We start from the raw sequence: 19,066 nt of genomic DNA on the forward strand, positions 1-19,066 counted from the left end.
GTCTAAATCCACGTTCGAATCAAAAGATACTGATACATCGTCGACATCCTCTAAAAACACTCAGTCACTAAGCATTCACTCATCAAATATCACCCCTGCCAAGATTGATTGGCAGATGGATGATACGGGTAATAAAGTGCCTGTATCGGGTGAGTTTGGTGATGTTTACTTCTCAAATGCTGATGGTTTAGCGGAATCGCGTCATGTGTTTTTGGCGCACAATCAATTGCCTGAACGACTGACCAATCTTGCACCAAAGCAATGCTTTACGATTGCTGAATTGGGCTTTGGTACTGGACTGAATTTTCTCGCTACGTGGCAGCTATGGCGACAGCTGCGGGATATACACCCTCAATTAGCAACTGCAAAACTGCATTTTATTACCACTGAAAAGTTCCCGATACCCCTTACCGACCTTACCCAAATACTTGCCTTATGGGGACAGCGCGCGCCTGAATTGACAACACTAATAGAGCTATTATTGGCGGCCTATCCGCCTCTTATCGCGGGCTGTCATCGTTTGAGTTTCTTTGATGATAATTTGACTTTTGATATATGGTTGGGTGACGCAGCTGAGAGCTTAGCCAAACTATCAAGTAACTCTTCTAGCTCGCATGCACCTTATGTTGACGCTTGGTTTTTAGATGGTTTTGCGCCCTCTTGCAATAGTACCTTGTGGGCGGATAGTATTTTTGCACAAATGCAGCGTTTATCACGACCCAATACAACTGCCGCCACCTATAGCTGTGCCGGTATCGTCAAACGTGCGCTGCAAGATTGTGGCTTTCAGATTAAAAAAGTGAAAGGCTTTGGTCGTAAGAACGAAATGCTAACGGCGATCATGCTGGATACCATAAATTTAACTGACAATAGTAAAGACATAAATAGTAAAGACATAAATAGTAAAGACATAACCTCTTACAATAATGCTAGCACCGCCGCGCCCGACAACGATAGCCAATCTACCAAACCCACTGACAACCTGCCCGCCCATAGCATTGTCATTGGCGCTGGCGTTTCAGGGCTATTAACGGCTTGGTCATTGGCCAATCGTGGTATTCAAGTGACTTTGCTAGATAAATCAGCACCTTTGGCAGGCGCATCAGGCAACCCTCGTGCTCTGCTCGCTCCTAAGATGACGCCCATTCATCATGTCGATGAACATTTGCATACCATAGGCTATCTCTATAGCAGCAGGCTATATCGATGCTTAAATGTAGATGCTGAAAAATTAGGATTAGTGCCAATACTTGAACCAACGGGTGCTCTTGATCTGCTTATGAAAGCCAATATTGGCACAGAGCAAATCGCTGATTACCCCGATGAGATGGCCACCACACTATCCCATGAGCAGGCGCAAACTGTCAGCGGGTTAAAAACACAAGATTTATCAGAGAATTTGTATTTACCGCAGTCTGGCTTGGTCAATCCGCAAGCATTAAAAGATACTATCCTAATGCATCCGCTCATCCACTTTCAGCAAGTAGACGTTAAGAGTATTAGCGAAACAGAAGAAAATGCTTGTATCGAAGGCAATAATCAGGATAAGCAGACGATATCCATTAGCGCTGATAACGTGGTCATTTGCGCAGCTTTTGAGAGCCATCAACTGGACAAGCGTATTTTTGATTGTCGTAAAATTCGTGGTCAGCTTTCTTGGTTTACGCCCACAACCGAACAGCTCACCATATTGCCCAAAATACCGCTTAAATATAGTGGCTACTGTGCATTATTTACCGCGCAAACAGGCGATGCACAATTGAACGATGTTATAGAACAGCACTCTCAGTTTTTATTAGGCGCAAGCTTTATACGTAATGATACAGACATAGATATCCGCACAGAAGAGCATCAGATTAGCCGAGACAAACTAGTGACTGCCATTCCTGAGATGGACTCGATTATTCCAACAGATATTAGTTTGTGGCAAGGACGGGTGGGGATTCGCACGCAAACGCCTGATTACCATCCTATCGTTGGAGCGCTAGCAGATAGTAAACGAACTTGGGTCATGAGTGCCATGGGAGCTAAGGGGTATGCCATTGCACCAATATGTGCTGAAGCGCTAACAGATATGATGTTAGGAGCATTTGCCCCCTTATCAATAGCGATGCTTGCGCGCCTGTCGCCAAATCGTACGCGTTTACAAACACCGCTTACTTGAGATTTTTAGTCAAAGGTTTAATCACTGCCTTCCATTCTAGATTTAACCGCGCCAAAAAGTGATTTTCCAGTGTCAGAGTCGCGGGACTCTTGATGACCAATTTTAGTACTACTTTGAGTATCAGTCGTAATCATTGGTGCAGTTAAAGTCCGAATCTGTGCTTCGTCACGGGTGTTTTTTTGAATGGTCACTGCAGCAAATAAACTCATGGTAAATGCCATCATATAAAAGCCTTTTTCACTTAAGCTTAAACTTCCCGCATTCATCAAACCAATAGCGATTAGCGCAATGGATAATCCAAGAGCCGCCCAGCTGATTAGATAATACATATTGGTTGTTGGAATACCTTCACTACGATCACGAAGGGTTTTTTGCAAACTAATTGCTGAATAAAGACCTAGCGCCAGCACCGCTATATAATAGCCTTTTTCATTTAATAACATACTCTGTGCATTCCATAAGCCAAGTAAATACGCTAGGACACCCACCAACATCACCGCCCAAGAAGTCCCGACATAAGCAGTAGTTGGTTTATAAGCGGCTAGCTGACTCTTCGTAATCGTGTCATTATTCATCATCTTCCTTAATTAGAAATAGGCAAACACTTAGTCGTAAAATATATAGTGGTAAGATACATAATAGCGAGATACAACTTTTATCGACCGCTATTTTGCCTTAACATAACACAAGCATGTTATATTGTAATCTAAAAACTTTTTTTTAATAAATAGCATTTTTTATGACAGAGTCCCGACATGTCTTTTTTTACCTTACTCATTTTGCTTAGCCTAATTGTTATTGTGCCCATATTTTTTGTGATGAAAGAAAAGTCTAAGCACACACAGATTGCTTCTATACAGCGGCATCAAGAATACTTAGCTTCTGCGAATCTTGTCGCTACCCAGTCTAAAGCAGATATGACTGTAAACAACGAGGTAAATCATGAGCGAGCTAACGGGCTCAGCATGATTAACTTTTCAGCTCGACATCCTTTTATCAAGCTACTTTATGACGAGCAAGTACCTAAGGCGTTTCGATCTGTGATGGATGATATTGGACAACAATATGAGTCTACCCATCATGAAGAAATCACTGAATCACAGCTATTTACCCTCAATAAACTCATCACCACACGTGTTCCAGAATTGATTGGCGACTACCTTAGCCTCGATCAACATTATGCCAAAACAGTCATTATTGATACCGACAAACAAAATACCAGCTATGACATGGTATTAGATCAATTAAACTCGATTTTAGACTTTTCTCAAAAGCTCAATATCCAAAGCCAAAGTGGCGTTGTAGACAAGCTACTTGCCAGCCGTCGATACTTAGATGACGTGTATAAAGAAAGCGGTATGGCGGCCGACAATCTAAAACTGAAATAAGTAATGCCTGTAGATAGTAAGCAAGAAATTGATAATAATAATAGCAAATGACGGTCATATTTAACTGTGAGGGATAAATAATTCTACGTCGTTCACTATATTTGAATAAAAAAACAACCAATGGATAGCCGTATGATTATTAAAACCGATGCTCTTACAATTGCAAAATCAAAGCCCTATTTTCAGGCGATTTCTGCTATTTTTTTAAGTCTCTCACTATTGAGTGCTTGCCAAAAACCACCAGAGCCTGAGACAGATAACGAAACAATCTCTGAAGCGGCGGTACAAACCACACCCGTGACTAGCAATATTAATGTTGATACGACCGCTGATAATGGTGATGATATCGCAAATTCTGAAGTAAGCTCAGAACAAGATGTAAGCTTAACTGAGCTAGAGAATGACCTTGGTGCAACAGAATCGGCAGTAAACAATACTGCCCCAGCACCAAATCCAGAACAAGCTATTAAAGGCGCGCAAATTACTGATGTCCGTTATAAAAATGCGGCTGGTGAAGCACTCTCGGTCGTTTTTGAAACCTCAGCAGCAGGCGTACTCAACGCTATCATCAGCCTACCGAACAAACCAAAAATGACACTAAGTGCACCTGAAGGTCAAGGCAATAACCCGACTTATCGATCAAGCGATGGCAGCATCGAGCTGGTCAGTCATGCGGGTGGTGGTACTATCGACCTTGTCCAAAATAACAAAATTACTAGCTTTGATGCAGTCAGTGCCGAAGCAGAAGTCATCACTGAGTAATTGATTAAAAAATACAGCTTAGCACCTTTAAAAAGTTACATAAAAGAAATCTCTTGAGCATTAAAAAGGCGGCAAATATTTATGATATTTGCCGCCTTTTTAATGCTATTAACTTTTCTCTAGCCAAATCCAGTTACTTTGCCAAACAGACTGACCAGCCAACTGATTACTGCCCACAGTCCCCAACCAATCACTACAATAACGATTAATCCCAACAGATCAGGAATGTGCAAATACAACCACGCAATGATAGGATTGTGCCAAAAAGCGCCAAAACGGCTACGCTGCTTATCTTCTAGCGATTGATGCAAAAACGGCCGATCCATGTGCATCGTTTCAGTAATGCCATATTCATCGTGCAGATGCTCATGCACGATGCCTAAAGTCTTACGACTGGGGCGAATAAAAATATCGAGCAGCGTGCCAATACCCGGTACGATACCAACGACCATATCAATAAGTGCCAGTCTGACCGCAGGCGTCATTTTATGCGCTGGCACACCCAGCTGACGCCCTAATACAAAAGCATAGCTGGTTAAAGCCAGTCCTGCTAAATCTCCTGCCAGCGGAATCGTCGAAAGCGCCGCATCTGCACCCATGCCTTGTTTGGTAAAAGGCACACGTACCAGCGAATCCATCGTATTAGCAAACTTAGCCAATTTACGCTCGGTGGCGATCACTTGTTCGCGTGTTAGCCCATGCTCAGCTAACTTTGCTTGATAATCGATAACAGGTGCATTGGCATCAGAAGATTTTTTCGCTTTTGACTTTGAGAGCTTTTTGAAGTTATCCATTAAAAGTCGTCCACAAACAAGCGATTGCAATGAGAGCAAAGACGTAACGCCCTACCCATATATTGGCTAAAAACGCCTGAAAACAGGCTCTTGCATTACGAGTAGCACAAGCGCTATTTTGCTTAGCAAACATCATTGCCACTAACGCCAAGCCAAATACTGGCGTCAGGCCTAAGCTTGTCGGTGCAAAGTAATGCCAAATGACCGCGCCCATGATAAGCAAAAACAATGTTTGTAGCAGCGAGATAATAATCACATCATAGCGACCAAATAATATCGCCGTTGATTTGACCCCAATTTTTAAATCATCTTCACGGTCAGCCATAGCATATTGGGTATCATAAGCCACGGTCCAACACATATAAGCGACAAATAACAGCCAACACCATATATCAGGCGCGCCTTGTATCGCCACATACGCCATCGGTATCGCCCAACCAAAAGCCGCTGCTAAAAACACCTGCGGCAAATGGGTAAAACGCTTCATAAATGGATAAATGAATGCCAATAACACTGCGCCAAGCGACCAGTAAAATACGGCTATCGGCAAAAAGAACAGCAAACTGGCACTGAGTAATACCAATACTAAAAAAGCAGCGATTGCTTCTTTAGCAGACAGACGCCCATCAGCTAATGGACGTCCTTTGGTGCGCGTCACATGACCATCGACCTTACGATCGGCAAAATCATTGATCGCGCAACCTGCCGCCCGCATAAAAATTGCGCCAAGCGCAAAAATCACCAACATCTTAAGACTTGGTAGACCTGCACTTGAACCTTGCTGTTGCGCTTGACCCATCGCCGCCAGCATTACGCCCCATAGCGTTGGCCATAATAATAGCTCAATACCTACTGGTTTATCAAAGCGCGTCAGCTGCAGGTAAGCTTGTAGTTTGTCATCGAATGTCATGGTATTTTAATTATCACTGATAGAATATTCTGTATGCCTATTTGTATTTATATAACTGTCTGAAAGCCAATAGATTAAGCTAATAGATTGGCGAGCTACTGAATTTGCTGCCACAATTTGTTGGCCTCGATGAGCGAAAGCTCAGGATATTGTTTGCGTAAGGCTTTAATGGCAGGGATTTTGTCTTTTGGTGCGGCTTGTTGACGCAAAAATGCCACATAATCTTCAGGACGACTGAACTCTTTTAAACGGGCTTCTAGCCTTAATATTCGAGTGCGCAAAATGATATTTATTAATAATAATCCTGCACCCATGATCCAAATAATTAGCGTCGACATTCCCTGCTCCTAAATTCCCTAATTCTAAAAATACAAACTTGTTAACTGAGCACAGTCATTATCATAAAAAATGGCTATTAAACAAAATAACCATCAAAGCGTACGGCTTCGTTATGCCAGCTCTCACTTGGTTGTTGATGCGCAAGTAACGGCGCAAATTGCGGACGCTTAACGACCACGCGGCCAGACGTTTGAGCATTTTGACGGACGACTGCTTGCGCACTTTGTAGCAACTGTTCTTCTTGTTCTAGCGTTGGGGGGCTAGCCAATTGGTGTAAGGCTTGCATGTGCTTACCCACTTTAGCGCCTTTACCCGTTTTGCTATCTTGGTAACTGTCTTCCGGAAACATAGGATCCAGATACACCACATCGACTGCTTTCTTATCGATTTCTTTAGTGTCATTTATTGTATCAGCTGCTAGAGTTGCAAAATAGCCAAGCGCATCGGTATTGATAATATGCAGACGGCTTATCAGCTTTTGCCAATTTGCTAGCCCACTCATACGCTGCTGCTCTACTAACAATAACAATGCCATCAAGGGCTGTTGCTCAAGCATGATGACCTGAGCGCCCGTACTGGCTAATATCAAACTGTCATGACCAAAGCCTGCTGTGGCATCGATAACATGACTGTCAGACGTGATTTTGACTGCTTGTAATAATAACTCAGACTTACGCCCCGCACTCACTACACGGCGTTGCAGCTTATCCCATTCTGGTGCAACGCTTAACCCATCGCTCAGCCATGATAGCTTATTTTTTTCATCCAACAACAAAATAGGTTGGGTAGCTGTCTGGCTTAACTGCTGGCGACGTTTTTGACTAAGCTTATCGGTAAACAGCTCAAGGTGTAAAACAATGGGCAGCTCATGTGCAATTATTAACGCTTGTATATCTGCAACCTGACTATGCTGCGACTCACTGACATAGTATAGTTGGCAGCGCATAATGTTACTACTCTCTTTGAACCCTTGGCGTGAAGCGGTCATCTCTACTTTCCTATTCGCGGCTTATAGACTCATCCTACAATCGGCTCTAGCCTGCCATTTGATAACCAAAACCCCAAGCCGCTATTAATACAATGATGCCAGTAATAATGCGTAACCACGCAAAGATTTTAAAATCACGACGACTGACCCATTCTACTAGCAAACGGATACAGAGTAAGGCGACGATAAATGACACCACCGTACCTATACCTAATACCAGCCAATCCTCGCTATTGGTCAATACGTCATGATGCTTCAGCAAATCTAATAATGCCGCGCCCACGATGACTGGAATACCCAAAAAGAAAGAAAATTCAGCGGAAGCTTTACGTGAGACGCCGAGCCATAGCGCGCCGATAATTGTCGCGCCTGAGCGTGATGTTCCCGGTATCAATGCCAGACATTGCAGCAGACCAATCATCAACGCGGTTTTTAGACTGACGTCTTCTGCTTCTTGCGCAATAATCGTTTTAGGGCGATTTTCTACATAGAATATCAATAAACCACCGATAATCAGCATAATTGCCACGACGATAGGATTAAATAAATATGATTTAATCTCATCGGCGAAGGTAAAACCAACGATCATCACCGGAATAGTCGCCACAATCAAGCTAAGTCCAAGCTGGCGTGGATTACTCATGCCTTCAGCTTTGCCTGTCAGCAGACCCATCAGCGCTTGCCATAGTCTGTCCCAGTAATCATAAATGACCGCTAAGATAGCACCAAGCTGCACCACTACCACAAATAAATCGACTTTTTCTTTGGTCCAAAAGCCCATCAAATCCGCTGATAAAATCAAGTAGCCAGTGCTAGAGATGGGTAAAAATTCAGTGATACCTTCAACGATACCCATGATAACAGCTTGAATTAATAAAATGATATCCACGATGGCTTTCCTAAATATGGATCTATTGGCTAATAGTGTTTTAGAGTATTTTTATATTTTATATAGCACTGATAATGGCTGGCATTAATATGATGGTTACGCCTTACCTTGCTCTTTGAGCGTTTTCCACGCTTGATTACGCAGATACTTTGGTAAAGCTTGCGAGGCTTCTGTACCGCCTGTCGCCATAAATTGAGCAATACCAAGCTGCCCTATCACAGTAGCATCAGGGTGAATATCTGCCTGAATGATCTGACCGTCATGTAATGTTAATAACGGCGCACCATTGCCAGCAATGGGAATATTAAGCAGGGTCCGGCTGTCATAATCGAGCAACTGCTCGGTATCTTCGCCATTTTCTTGATTAACCGCCTGCATAAGGTTGTCTATTAGCACATATTGCCCAAAATAAACTTGCTGCATACGCGCATCAAGGGCGCTATACACTTCAGTCACACCATATTTTTGATACGCCGCTTGCGCAATCGCTTGTAGGCTTGAGACTCCTACACAAGGAATATCATGGGCGACAGACAATGCTTGTACTACTGCCGTATTAATCCGTATGCCACTAAAAGCACCAGGACCACGGTTAAATATCAAGGCTTGTAAATCAGCAAGGTTGAGCTTAGCCTCGGACAAAGCGACGTCAATCATCGGTAGAATTTGCTGGGTTTGTTGGCGTTTACCCGTCTCCGTATGACTCGATAGCACTTGACCACTGGCATCTAAAATCGCGATCGAACACTGATCAAACACGGTATCCATTGCTAAAAACATCATAACCTCGACCTATTGACTTAGCATTATAAAACAGCGCCTATCATAGCATTTAGGATAGGCAAATTTTATTAATTTATAAATTTTCATACTTAATCCATCAATATTTATGGGAACATGACAGACATAAAAAACCCCAAAGTGACTTGCACCTTGGGGTTTTCATTAAGAATTCAATACTATAGCAATCTAAGCATCTATCAATTAAAAACGGGTTTTAAACTTTTTTGGCGCTTGATTCTGCATTTCCTGCATTTGTTTTTGCATCTCTTCGGTGCTTGGCATGTTGTTTGGATCCAGACCCATCTGCTTAGCCATTTGTTGTGGATTCACATCCTTGACGCCGCCTTGCTGACCGCCGCCACCAAATAAAGGACCGCCACCGCCGCCACCAGCACCGCCGCCACCCATCAACCCTTGCATTGACTTCATCATTTTACTGATGCCTTCAGGCTTGGAGATCATTTTCATCATTTTTGCCATTTGCTTGTGTTGTTTGAGCAAACGATTGACGTCTTGAATCTCACGTCCCGAACCTGCGGCAATACGGCGCTTACGACTTGGGTTAATTTTATCGGGATTTTTGCGCTCAAATGGCGTCATCGAATTAATCAACGCTTCCATCTCACGTACTTTTTCTTCTGGCTTAGCATCTTCGACTGCTTTTTGCATATCCGAGCCGCCCATACCTGGCATCTTATCTAAGAAGCCTGCCATGCCGCCCATGCTTTTCATTTGTTGGAATTGGGTCAATAGATCCTCAAGGTCGAAATCGCCGCCCTTTTGCATCTTTTTCGCCATTTTTTCGGCTTTATCACGGTCGATTTTTTGTTCAACTTCTTCGACTAGGCTTAAGACGTCACCCATACCAAGAATACGCTGAGCGATACGTTCAGGATGGAACAGCTCTAACGCGTCTAATTTTTCACCGCGACCTAAAAACTTAATCGGCTTACCAGTAATCGCGCGTACAGAAAGTGCCGCACCGCCGCGCGCATCACCATCAGTTTTGGTTAAGATGACACCCGTTAATGGCAGCGCATCATTAAAGGCTTTGGCAGTATTTGCCGCATCCTGACCCGTCATCGCATCGACGACAAATAACGTTTCAGACGGATTGACCGCTGCAGTTAACGCCTTAATCTCAGCCATCATAGTCTCATCGATAGCCAGACGACCAGCGGTATCAATAATCAGAATATCTTGGTACTGAATCTTTGCTTCTTCGATAGCACGTAAGGCAATATCAATCGGGTTTTCGTCGCTACTTGAATTAACAAACTTGGCATTCACTTGACCTGCCACTTGCTCAAGCTGAGCAATCGCCGCTGGACGATAGACGTCAGCGGATACTAGCATCACCTTTTTCTTATGACGCTCTTGTAAAAACTTTGCCAATTTACCGGCAGTCGTGGTTTTACCTGCCCCTTGCAAACCCGCCAGTAAATAAACAACTGGTGGCTTACCCGTCATCTCAAGCTGCTGATTGGCGCTGCCCATCATTTCGGTCAGCTCGTCATGGACGATTTTGACAAAGGCTTGCCCCGGTGCCAATTCTTTCAGCACTTCTGCACCAAGCGCTTGCTCTTTGACGCGCTTCACAAAGTCACGGGTGACGGGTAGCGCGACGTCGGCTTCTAGTAGCGCCATACGCACTTCACGCAGGGTATCTTTGATGTTGTCTTCGGTCAACTGCCCAGTACCGACGATATTGCGCAGGCTCGACGATAAGCGTTCTGTTAAGGTATCAAACATAAATAACTCTCATTTAAAATAATTCTTGGTGAAAACAATATTTACTTAAAATAATGCTTACTTAAAACAATACTTAGTGAAACTGGCTTCAGCTCAAATGGCGGATAAATATTATTAGGGAATACTGTAAAGTATTTAATCGTATCTTCATAAAAACAATGATAAAAAATAGTCTATTATCAACACTATAGCACCAAGACGACGCCAAAATTATAATGATTTTGCAAATACAGCATTACCAAAGCTTAGCGCAGCGCTTTATGACTTATAGACAATCGCTTTATAAGCTAGGCATATGAGCGCTTATTCAAGCAAACTTGGCCAAGCATTTATAAGGAATAAGCAAGTTGGTGCTCAATTGGCACCCATTTTATGATAAATTGGACGATTATTCTAATCATTCCGATAATACCACTTTAGCATTAAATTGAGCGGCTATTTTACGCTCAGTATGAGATGAGGCATTATATCTGTGCACTTTGCATTCTTACTTGCTAGCCTAGCCTATATCTTAGTCAGCGCTTACCTTAGTTGGGCACTGACTCGGGATAAGCCTATCCATAAAGGCATCAGTTTGGGATTATTGATGGTCGGCATGCTCGCGCATGCGGCGCTACTTTATCCTTATGTTGTGACGCTTTACGGGCTAAATTTCAATCTTTTTAATATCATCAGCCTAATCAGCTTATTCTTTTTGTTCTTCTATTTTTTATTTTGCTTGTATCGCCCTATTATCAGTCTGGGCATACTGGCAGCGCCAACAGCATTGGTAGGGTTGACAATTGGCTATATTGGCCGTGCGCCTTATCAACCCATTACAAATATCAGTATTGGGCTTGAAGCTCATATATTACTATCACTTGCCGCCTATTGTGTGCTGCTGATGGCAGCGGTGCAAGCGCTATTTTTGCGCCTACAAATACGCGAACTCAAGCACCACTCTATTCATCGGTTTTGGGTCAATAAACTACCGTCACTACAAAGTATGGAGAGTCTATTATTCGATATGTTATTGGTCGGTTTTGTCCTGCTGAGTATCGCATTGGGCATTGGCTTTATCTATGTAGAGGATTTGATGGCACAGCATATTGTGCATAAGACTGTGTTTAGCCTGCTGTCTTGGTTATTGTTTGGGGCGCTACTGGTCGGTAACTGGCGTGCTGGATGGCGGGGCAAACGTGCCGCCAATATGACTATCTATGCTTTTCTCCTATTAGCCATTGGCTTTGTGGGCAGCAAGTTTGTGTTAGAGATGCTGATATAAAATCAGCGCTGCAATAGCAATAGGTCCAGAAAAAAGCCGTGAGTATTAATGAATAATACTCACGGCTTTTTTTAACCTTATGTTAACCAGCACTTTTCAATTTGAAATAGCTCTAATTAGAGGCTAATTAAAAACCACGGTTTTATTACCCGCTACAATCACGCGGTTTTGTACATGCCAGTTCACGGCGCGTGCTAAGACATTGCGCTCGATATCACGACCAATAGCGCGCAGCTCGGTCACACCTTGACGGTGAGTGACTCGGTGTACATCTTGCTCAATGATAGGGCCTTGATCAAGCTCAGCGGTGACGTAATGCGCGGTCGCGCCAATGAGTTTCACACCTTTATCATAAGCCTGACGATAAGGGTCAGCTCCCACAAATGCAGGCAAAAATGAATGGTGAATATTAATGACTTGCATCGGCCATCGCTTGACAAAATCAGACGATAATATCTGCATATAACGCGCCAACACTAGCAAATCATTGCCTGCCATTAGCGTATGAATCTGCTCTTCTGCCTCTGATTTATTGTCTTTGGTCACTGGCACATGATGGAAAGTAATACCGAAGTTCTCTACCGATTGGCGTAAGTCTTCGTGATTACTAACAACAGAGGTAATCTCGCAGTCAAGTAAACCTCGCTGATGCCGCCATAACAAATCCAACAATGCATGATCAAACTTTGATACTAAAATACCAACTTTCGTCTTAATCGCATTATCATGTAAACGCCAAGCCATATTATGGCGCTTGGCTACCGTATGCGCAAAACTGGCTTCAAAATTCTCAATAATCTCGCTCAATCCTGCTAAAGCAAACTCTAAACGCATAAAATATTGACCACCCTCATGAGCAGTTGAATACTGATCGAGAGTGATGATATTAGCGCCATAACGATGGATAAACTCAGATACCGCTTGCACGATACCGGCTTGATCACGGCATTTAATCAATAGCGTGGCAGTATCGATTGTCGTCTTGTTAGACAGGTTATTAGATAGTTTATGAGATGAGTTTTTTGCTGAAGTAATCGTTGCAGTGTCTGACATAGTGCGCCCAATCAAAAAATTAAACTTGCTACTGACTTTCAATACGGTCATTAGCATAGGAAACCGACTATTCTAATCGCTTTTACCTAACTTTGCTGATTGAGTTGGTTGTATTTCGTTATTGAGGTTATAAATATGAAAACCCCCAACGCAGGGTTAGGGGTTTTTGCTTGATAGTAGTATGTGATTGACCAGATTACCTACTAAAGTGTCGTTTATTCGATTGTAATATTTCTAGAAAATCCTGAACCGTTACTGTTAACACCTATTGTAGAACCCAAATCAAATGCTTGATTGAAGTCTACAATAAAGCTGTTATAGCCTTGTGCTGTTGTCGTTGGAATTACGCCATTAATAGACACAGAGTAACTTGTTTGATAAGGAGATAATACTATTTTAGATGTATTTTTCTCGGCATTAATATTCACACTCAAACTGTTTACACACACCACACCAGCATCACCAAACGGACTGGTATCACCAATCCAAGGAGAGAATAAGTTTGGATCCTCTACTCTCAAGTCACTTGCCAAATATGGTAGAGAATAGTTAATACTTTGAGTATTTTCACTGCCATTCAAGAAAGTAGAAGCCTCAAAACGCACTTTTACCCAGCTTGAATAACGAATTGGATAGCGAATCTCAAAGTCTGCACGACCTTCTTCATCAGTCACGAATGAATAACCGTCATCAGATAGTGTGCCACCAATAATTGCTACGGGATTGATAGCATCAAGACTATTGTTGCTATTCACATCTTCATCACTATCTAAAGTATAGTTATATTCAGGACTGTCTTCACTAATAATCCAATCCGTCTTCTGCAGTACAGGAACTAATTCTGCAAAAGTTATAGGTTCAGGTGTATTCACATTGCCATCGGCGTCTGTAGTATTGGCCGCTTGATAAGTCACATTGCTATCAAGCAAACAAACTTTACCTTGAGCATATTCAATAGCATAAGACTTGATCGATACTTCTTTATTTGGTACCGCGCGCCCTGAGCCATCCATAACAGATATTGAACCGCGAACCGTGTAATAAATATTATCAGTAGATAAGACATTACTAAACGCTAAGGTTGTATAAACCGCTTCTTTCGATACCGTAATATTAGTTGTTTTGGTACCAATGCTGGCATTGTCGTTTAATAAGCGAGCATTAATAATCACGCCACCGATAGGTGAGCTGGCATTGGCTTGATATACCACACGCGCCTCGCCTTTGCTGTTTGTAACTGCGGTAGCAGCAGATAAGCGGCCAGCTGATGAATCTGCAGCACGACTGAATACAACCGTTTGCCCTTCTACTGGCACATCATTTTTGTCTTTAACCGTGGCAACAACTTCTGTGCTACTGCCGGGTGTGATGACTGATTTCACTGCTTGAAACAGCATCTTCGCAGGTGTAGTGGCTCTAAAACGGGTATCAACTGTGGTTTGATATTTAAGCGCGCCGTTAGTCATTTCACCCAGCACAGTTGCCTGTAATACAGTTGTACCAGCAAGCGTAGACGTTAGCACCACAGGGACAGTAATAATATTGCCTTGAATATTGCCTGCAGTGATTGCTTGAGTAACAATCACATTATTGTTAGCAAATGTACCAATCGTTGTTTGTACCTCTACAACCTTACCAATAAGCGCAGTCGCTTGGGCTGGAGAGTCAGTACGGATTTGTACATTAATATTTTGTGCCGCATTGACATCATAGACATTTTCAATATTAATAAAACTAATACCTGCTTGTGATACTTTAACCAAATCAAGACTGCTAGTACTACGCTGTGCAACTAGTGCACGCTCACCAGTGGCTCTGGCAAAAATACGTAAGTTACCGTTATTATCAAAATTCAAATCAGCTTCGTTAATATTAAATACTGCTTTACCATCTACATTACTAGTAGCAGTCGCACTAGAATGGATAATATCACCGTTCGCGTCGACTAACTCCATATCAGCATTGGCAATAGCACGTCCCGCACCATCTACTAATGTGGTCGTGATAGTAGTAGATGCGCCATCTTTTAGATTAGCGTCTGTAGCTGTAATAGTAATTTCTGTACCGATAGCTGATAGGCTTAATGATTTCTCTTCACGCACTTGCATGCTGACTTTGCCATCTGCATCATATTGTGGCGTGACGATTTTGGCATTGATTACTACGCTATGATTTAGACGTGAATTGATAGAATTGGCTGCTAAGATGACGCCAATATCGATCTGACCATTAGCATCAGTAGTTACCATGCTTGGTGTAGTTAAAGCCGCTCCACTTGCTTCTAGAGCTTCGATATTCAGCTGTACAGGCACCCCTGCTAAGATACCACCTTTACTGTCAGTCACACGGAAAGTGGCATTAGTTTGATCGCCACCAGTGTTTAAGGTAGGTTTATCCGAAGATGCTATTAGCTGATAACTATCAATCGTAGCCGTATCGACTGCAACGATGTAATTTTGCTCCAACTTGACATTTTCAGCAGTCGTCGTGGTCGCTGTTAATCGAATACCAGCTTCTAGAATTGCTTGATTAACGTTAGCACCATTTTCAAGTGTCAAGTTAAAAGTTGCCACGCCATCACTGTTAGTATTCGCAGTCCCATTAGAGACACTAACGCCTGTTCTTAAAGGATCATCAACATTTAAACTTACTTCACGATTGGCAACAGCGCCATCTTCATTCTCTAAACGAACAAATACTTTGAAAGTATCACCTTTGGTATTAACGACTTTATTCGCACCTATTGTTAAATTCTCTTTAGTACCGTTTACATCTGGTGTCACAGTTGTGACATTGGCTGCTTGAGTAACAATATTACCGTTAACGTCAGCAGCAGATAAAGCAATACTAATGCTACTGCCGATAGCAGATTTTTGTGATTCAGTTAAGTTGTTTGCCACAGCGATAGTGAATACTGCTTTACCTGAGTTATCAGTGGTTTGACTACCAGATATTAAGGTAACTCCTTTGCTAGCGATAGAAGCTGGTAATGAAAGGAAGATGTTTTGTCCAGTGATAATATTACCTTTACTGTCTTTTGCTACTACTTCAATCTGTGTTTGACCACCATTTAGGTTTAAAGCATCTACTGGGTTAGCTAATAGAGAAATGGCCGATGTCATCGACTGGACTTTGATTTTAACTTGCTGTTGTTTTCCAGTCAGTGTTTCTGTCAAAGTAGCTGTTAATACTTGCTTTCCAAGCGTCTCTTTTTGCGCATCTGTCAAGTTGGCTGGTACCACCACATTAAAACTAACAAGGCCAGTAGCAGTTGTACTTGCAGTAATAGTTGATGATCCAATTTGACCATTCACGGTCAACAAACTGGCCAGTTGTTTATTAGAAAAGGTCAATTTAACAGGCTGACTTGCAATTTGCTCACCAGAAGACTGGTCATTCAACTGGGCTTGTATGCTAGCATTACTACCAACGTTATTGAGGATATAGCCTGCTTGGCTGTTAATATTATTGGTAGCATTTAGAATATTTAGAGTGACCACTGGAGTGATAATAGTGACTTTTATGGCTGCAGAGTTATAGACAATACCGTTTTCAACATAAGACAATTGATAATTAATACCAGTATTTTTAAGGTCGGTACGTTCAGCGGCTGTTAGATCACTTGGTATATTAACCGCAAATAAGGCATCACCATTGAAGTCAGTCATCGCCGACTGTGTGACAGTGACTCCATAACTAAGTGCCTTGGCCCCCAATTGAATAGTAATTTCTTTATCTGAAACCGGCTTAACGTTGCTACCTTTAGTCGTCAGCTTAACACTGATATTACCGTTACCACCTAGCTCACTGATAGATGGTGTCGCAATAGAGGCAAACTGAATGCTGGTTACTGGCTGCTCAACTTTGATATTTCCTGGCAACCTAGACTGAGTGCCATCCTCGTCCGTTATTACCGCTGTATAACCAATTCCCGACTTTATCAAATTTTCACGTTGCGTTGGCGTTAAGCTTTTGCTGATGCCAATACTAAATTCTGCTATTCCACTACTATCAGTAATAAGCTCATTACCGATAATAGTGATTCCAGTACTTGTACTTTGATCTAACACTACTTTGACTGTACGACCCACTGCTGCACTACCGTTCTTACGTTTACCAGAAACTTGCAGTTTGAACTGTTCTGCTAGCGCGCTAACCGTCGTAGGTAAGCTTTGTGCTGATAATTGGATATCGCTCTGACCTATGTCTGAACCAATACGAATCTGCTCGCTACTGACAGAGCTCGGTACTCCTGAAGACTCGATGATGCTTGCTGTTAAAGCAAATGTTGTCGCCTTTTCTAACTGTAGTTTCTGATCTTCTGTTAAGTTGTTAGGCACTCGTACTGTGTAACTCACTTCCCCTTTACTGTCTGTTACTTGCTCAGAGTTATTCTGTAGCGTTAATAGACCAGCATTAGCTAAGTCCTTGGGCAAGCTTGCTGTAACTTTCTGACCTGCAATGATACCGCCGCGACTATTGTTAACACGGAAGCTAATAACAGCACTACCACCTGAGCTTGATAGTTCTTTCTTGTTGCTTTCATTAAAGTTGATTTTATATTCTGCAGTAGGTAGATAAACTATGCTAGAAGCTGTTTTTGAGGTTGATGAACGATTAGGCTCAGTTAAGACAACCGTATAACTAATGCCGTTTTTGATAAGCGTCTTGCGGTCAGCCTCACTCACAGCTGCATCAATGTTCAAGGTCACATTGGCTTGCCCTTGAGCATTTAGAGTCACTTTGTTAGTGCTTAAATTCACTCCAGTCAACCCATCATTAATTTTGATGGTAGCTGTCGACCCACTGATAGCTGTCGGTACTTTAGAATTTTTAGCAGTGGCAGCAATAGTAATAGTTTGACTGTCACCATAAGCACTAAGACGACTAGAGCTACCAGTCACTGTTAAAGCATAATCAGAGACAGGAAGCGCTGCTTTGAATTCACCTTTAGTTTCTTTAGTAGCGCCACTTTCTTCTGCAATATTGATAGCATAAGCGATCGCTTTACCCACTAGCGCTGTACGGTCAGCGACTGATAATTTATCATCAACTTGAATTGTAAATGTCGCTAGACCGTTATCATCAGTAACTTTAGTGCTACCGCCAACGATAGCAATTCCTTTGACGTTGGCAATACCTAAGCCAACCGCTACATCTTTGACGCGTGCACCTTTACTATTTTTGGCAATAACACTAAGGGTTGCCGTATCACCATATACGTTTAAAACGTTATTGGAGACCGAGCTCGTAGTTAACGAAGTACTGATATCAAGCTCACTTTCGATAACTTGGGTACCGTCACCACTACCTTTTTTGCTGACTGAAACTTTTAGCTCTTGCGGTGCAACCGCAGTGCCATCTGCTTTCTTAGCAGTCGCTACTAACGTAAAACCATTTTTTATCAGGTCATCTTTATCAGCAACTGCTTGCGGATTGAGCTTTAATGCATATACTGCATTGCCATCATTGTCCGTGGTTTGGGTGCTTTGACCTTCGATGGTGATACCGTTATTTTCAGAATCCACTACTTTTAGAGTCACAGCTTTACCAACCATCGCTCCACCAGATACTTTTTCAACAGCTTTAACCGTAACGCTAAAGGCTGCTTGCTCATCAGACAACTCAATAATAGTAGGCGCTGTGCTCAGTTTTTGGATAAAGAAGTCTGGCTCAACGTCTGGCACTTGTTGGCCACCACCAGTATTACCATTACCACCAGTACCAGGTTGCGTGACACCCAAATCAGGCGCCGGTGCAACAGAATCTACAGTATCACCGTCACCGCCGCCACCGCAGCCTGCCAATGCTAAAGCACAAGTCAAAGAAGTGAGCTGAAACAGTTTAGAGGTAAAAGGCAATGAGCTATATGACATGTTTTGGACTCCGCGTCAGCAGTAATTTATTCGAGCAAATAAGCGAAAATCATTACACAGAATCATAATAGATTGGTAATGATACATAGATTTACATTAATACC

General features: G+C 42.5%; 14 protein-coding genes. 4 read left to right on the top strand and 10 right to left on the bottom strand.

Annotated features, from left to right (window positions below):
* Positions 1–115: 115 nt before the first annotated feature.
* Complete coding sequence (gene mnmD, locus JMW64_RS10755; protein ID WP_227694257.1) at positions 116–2,164, top strand: tRNA (5-methylaminomethyl-2-thiouridine)(34)-methyltransferase MnmD; 2,049 nt, start codon at positions 116–118, stop codon at positions 2,162–2,164.
* A 17-nt stretch (positions 2,165–2,181) separates the two neighbouring features.
* On the opposite strand, the gene yiaA is transcribed toward mnmD, so the two are convergent.
* Positions 2,182–2,742: an inner membrane protein YiaA gene (gene yiaA / locus JMW64_RS10760; RefSeq protein ID WP_083475698.1), complete on the bottom strand. Its 561-nt coding sequence runs from the start codon at positions 2,740–2,742 to the stop codon at positions 2,182–2,184.
* A gap of 177 nt (positions 2,743–2,919) precedes the next feature.
* Between yiaA and JMW64_RS10765 the strand changes: the two genes are divergently transcribed.
* Positions 2,920–3,552 (top strand): hypothetical protein, encoded by a 633-nt coding sequence (locus JMW64_RS10765; protein WP_193008592.1) that lies wholly within the window; start codon positions 2,920–2,922, stop codon positions 3,550–3,552.
* Between the two features lie 132 nt (positions 3,553–3,684).
* The gene (locus JMW64_RS10770; protein ID WP_227694190.1) at positions 3,685–4,314 is read left to right on the top strand and encodes a hypothetical protein; all 630 of its coding nucleotides are present in this window, start codon (positions 3,685–3,687) and stop codon (positions 4,312–4,314) included.
* Positions 4,315–4,433: 119 nt separating this feature from the next.
* Here JMW64_RS10770 and JMW64_RS10775 read toward each other — a convergent pair whose 3' ends face one another.
* The 7 genes from JMW64_RS10775 to ffh all read right to left on the bottom strand — a co-directional run bounded on the left by JMW64_RS10775 (position 4,434) and on the right by ffh (position 10,769).
* Complete coding sequence (locus JMW64_RS10775) at positions 4,434–5,108, bottom strand: DUF4112 domain-containing protein (RefSeq protein WP_227676601.1); 675 nt, start codon at positions 5,106–5,108, stop codon at positions 4,434–4,436.
* On the bottom strand, positions 5,101–6,018 hold the full coding sequence (gene ubiA / locus JMW64_RS10780) for a 4-hydroxybenzoate octaprenyltransferase (protein WP_201554670.1): 918 nt from the start codon (positions 6,016–6,018) through the stop codon (positions 5,101–5,103). The genes JMW64_RS10775 and ubiA overlap by 8 nt, the downstream gene beginning before the upstream one ends.
* Positions 6,019–6,113: 95 nt before the next feature.
* Positions 6,114–6,356: a hypothetical protein gene (locus tag JMW64_RS10785; protein WP_060491739.1), complete on the bottom strand. Its 243-nt coding sequence runs from the start codon at positions 6,354–6,356 to the stop codon at positions 6,114–6,116.
* A gap of 77 nt (positions 6,357–6,433) precedes the next feature.
* The gene (locus tag JMW64_RS10790; RefSeq protein ID WP_201554672.1) at positions 6,434–7,345 is read right to left on the bottom strand and encodes a class I SAM-dependent methyltransferase; all 912 of its coding nucleotides are present in this window, start codon (positions 7,343–7,345) and stop codon (positions 6,434–6,436) included.
* Between the two features lie 46 nt (positions 7,346–7,391).
* Positions 7,392–8,234 carry an undecaprenyl-diphosphate phosphatase gene (locus tag JMW64_RS10795; RefSeq protein ID WP_109589588.1) on the bottom strand — a complete coding sequence of 281 codons (843 nt, stop codon included), beginning with the start codon at positions 8,232–8,234 and terminating at the stop codon, positions 7,392–7,394.
* 96 nt (positions 8,235–8,330) lie between these two features.
* A complete protein-coding gene (tsaB, locus tag JMW64_RS10800; protein ID WP_193008676.1) occupies positions 8,331–9,014 on the bottom strand; it encodes a tRNA (adenosine(37)-N6)-threonylcarbamoyltransferase complex dimerization subunit type 1 TsaB in 684 nt (227 codons plus the stop codon).
* 204 nt (positions 9,015–9,218) lie between these two features.
* A complete protein-coding gene (gene ffh / locus JMW64_RS10805; RefSeq protein ID WP_201554674.1) occupies positions 9,219–10,769 on the bottom strand; it encodes a signal recognition particle protein in 1,551 nt (516 codons plus the stop codon).
* A 472-nt stretch (positions 10,770–11,241) separates the two neighbouring features.
* On the opposite strand from ffh, the gene JMW64_RS10810 reads away from it, so the two are divergent.
* Complete coding sequence (locus tag JMW64_RS10810; protein ID WP_193008587.1) at positions 11,242–12,033, top strand: cytochrome C assembly family protein; 792 nt, start codon at positions 11,242–11,244, stop codon at positions 12,031–12,033.
* Positions 12,034–12,156: 123 nt separating this feature from the next.
* Here JMW64_RS10810 and purU read toward each other — a convergent pair whose 3' ends face one another.
* Positions 12,157–13,086: a formyltetrahydrofolate deformylase gene (gene purU, locus JMW64_RS10815; RefSeq protein WP_109589658.1), complete on the bottom strand. Its 930-nt coding sequence runs from the start codon at positions 13,084–13,086 to the stop codon at positions 12,157–12,159.
* A gap of 215 nt (positions 13,087–13,301) precedes the next feature.
* Complete coding sequence (locus tag JMW64_RS10820) at positions 13,302–18,962, bottom strand: beta strand repeat-containing protein (protein WP_201554675.1); 5,661 nt, start codon at positions 18,960–18,962, stop codon at positions 13,302–13,304.
* Between the last annotated feature and the right edge of the window lie 104 nt (positions 18,963–19,066).

The organism is Psychrobacter immobilis (genome assembly GCF_904846065.1).
In the GTDB taxonomy this organism is placed as follows: domain Bacteria; phylum Pseudomonadota; class Gammaproteobacteria; order Pseudomonadales; family Moraxellaceae; genus Psychrobacter; species Psychrobacter immobilis_H.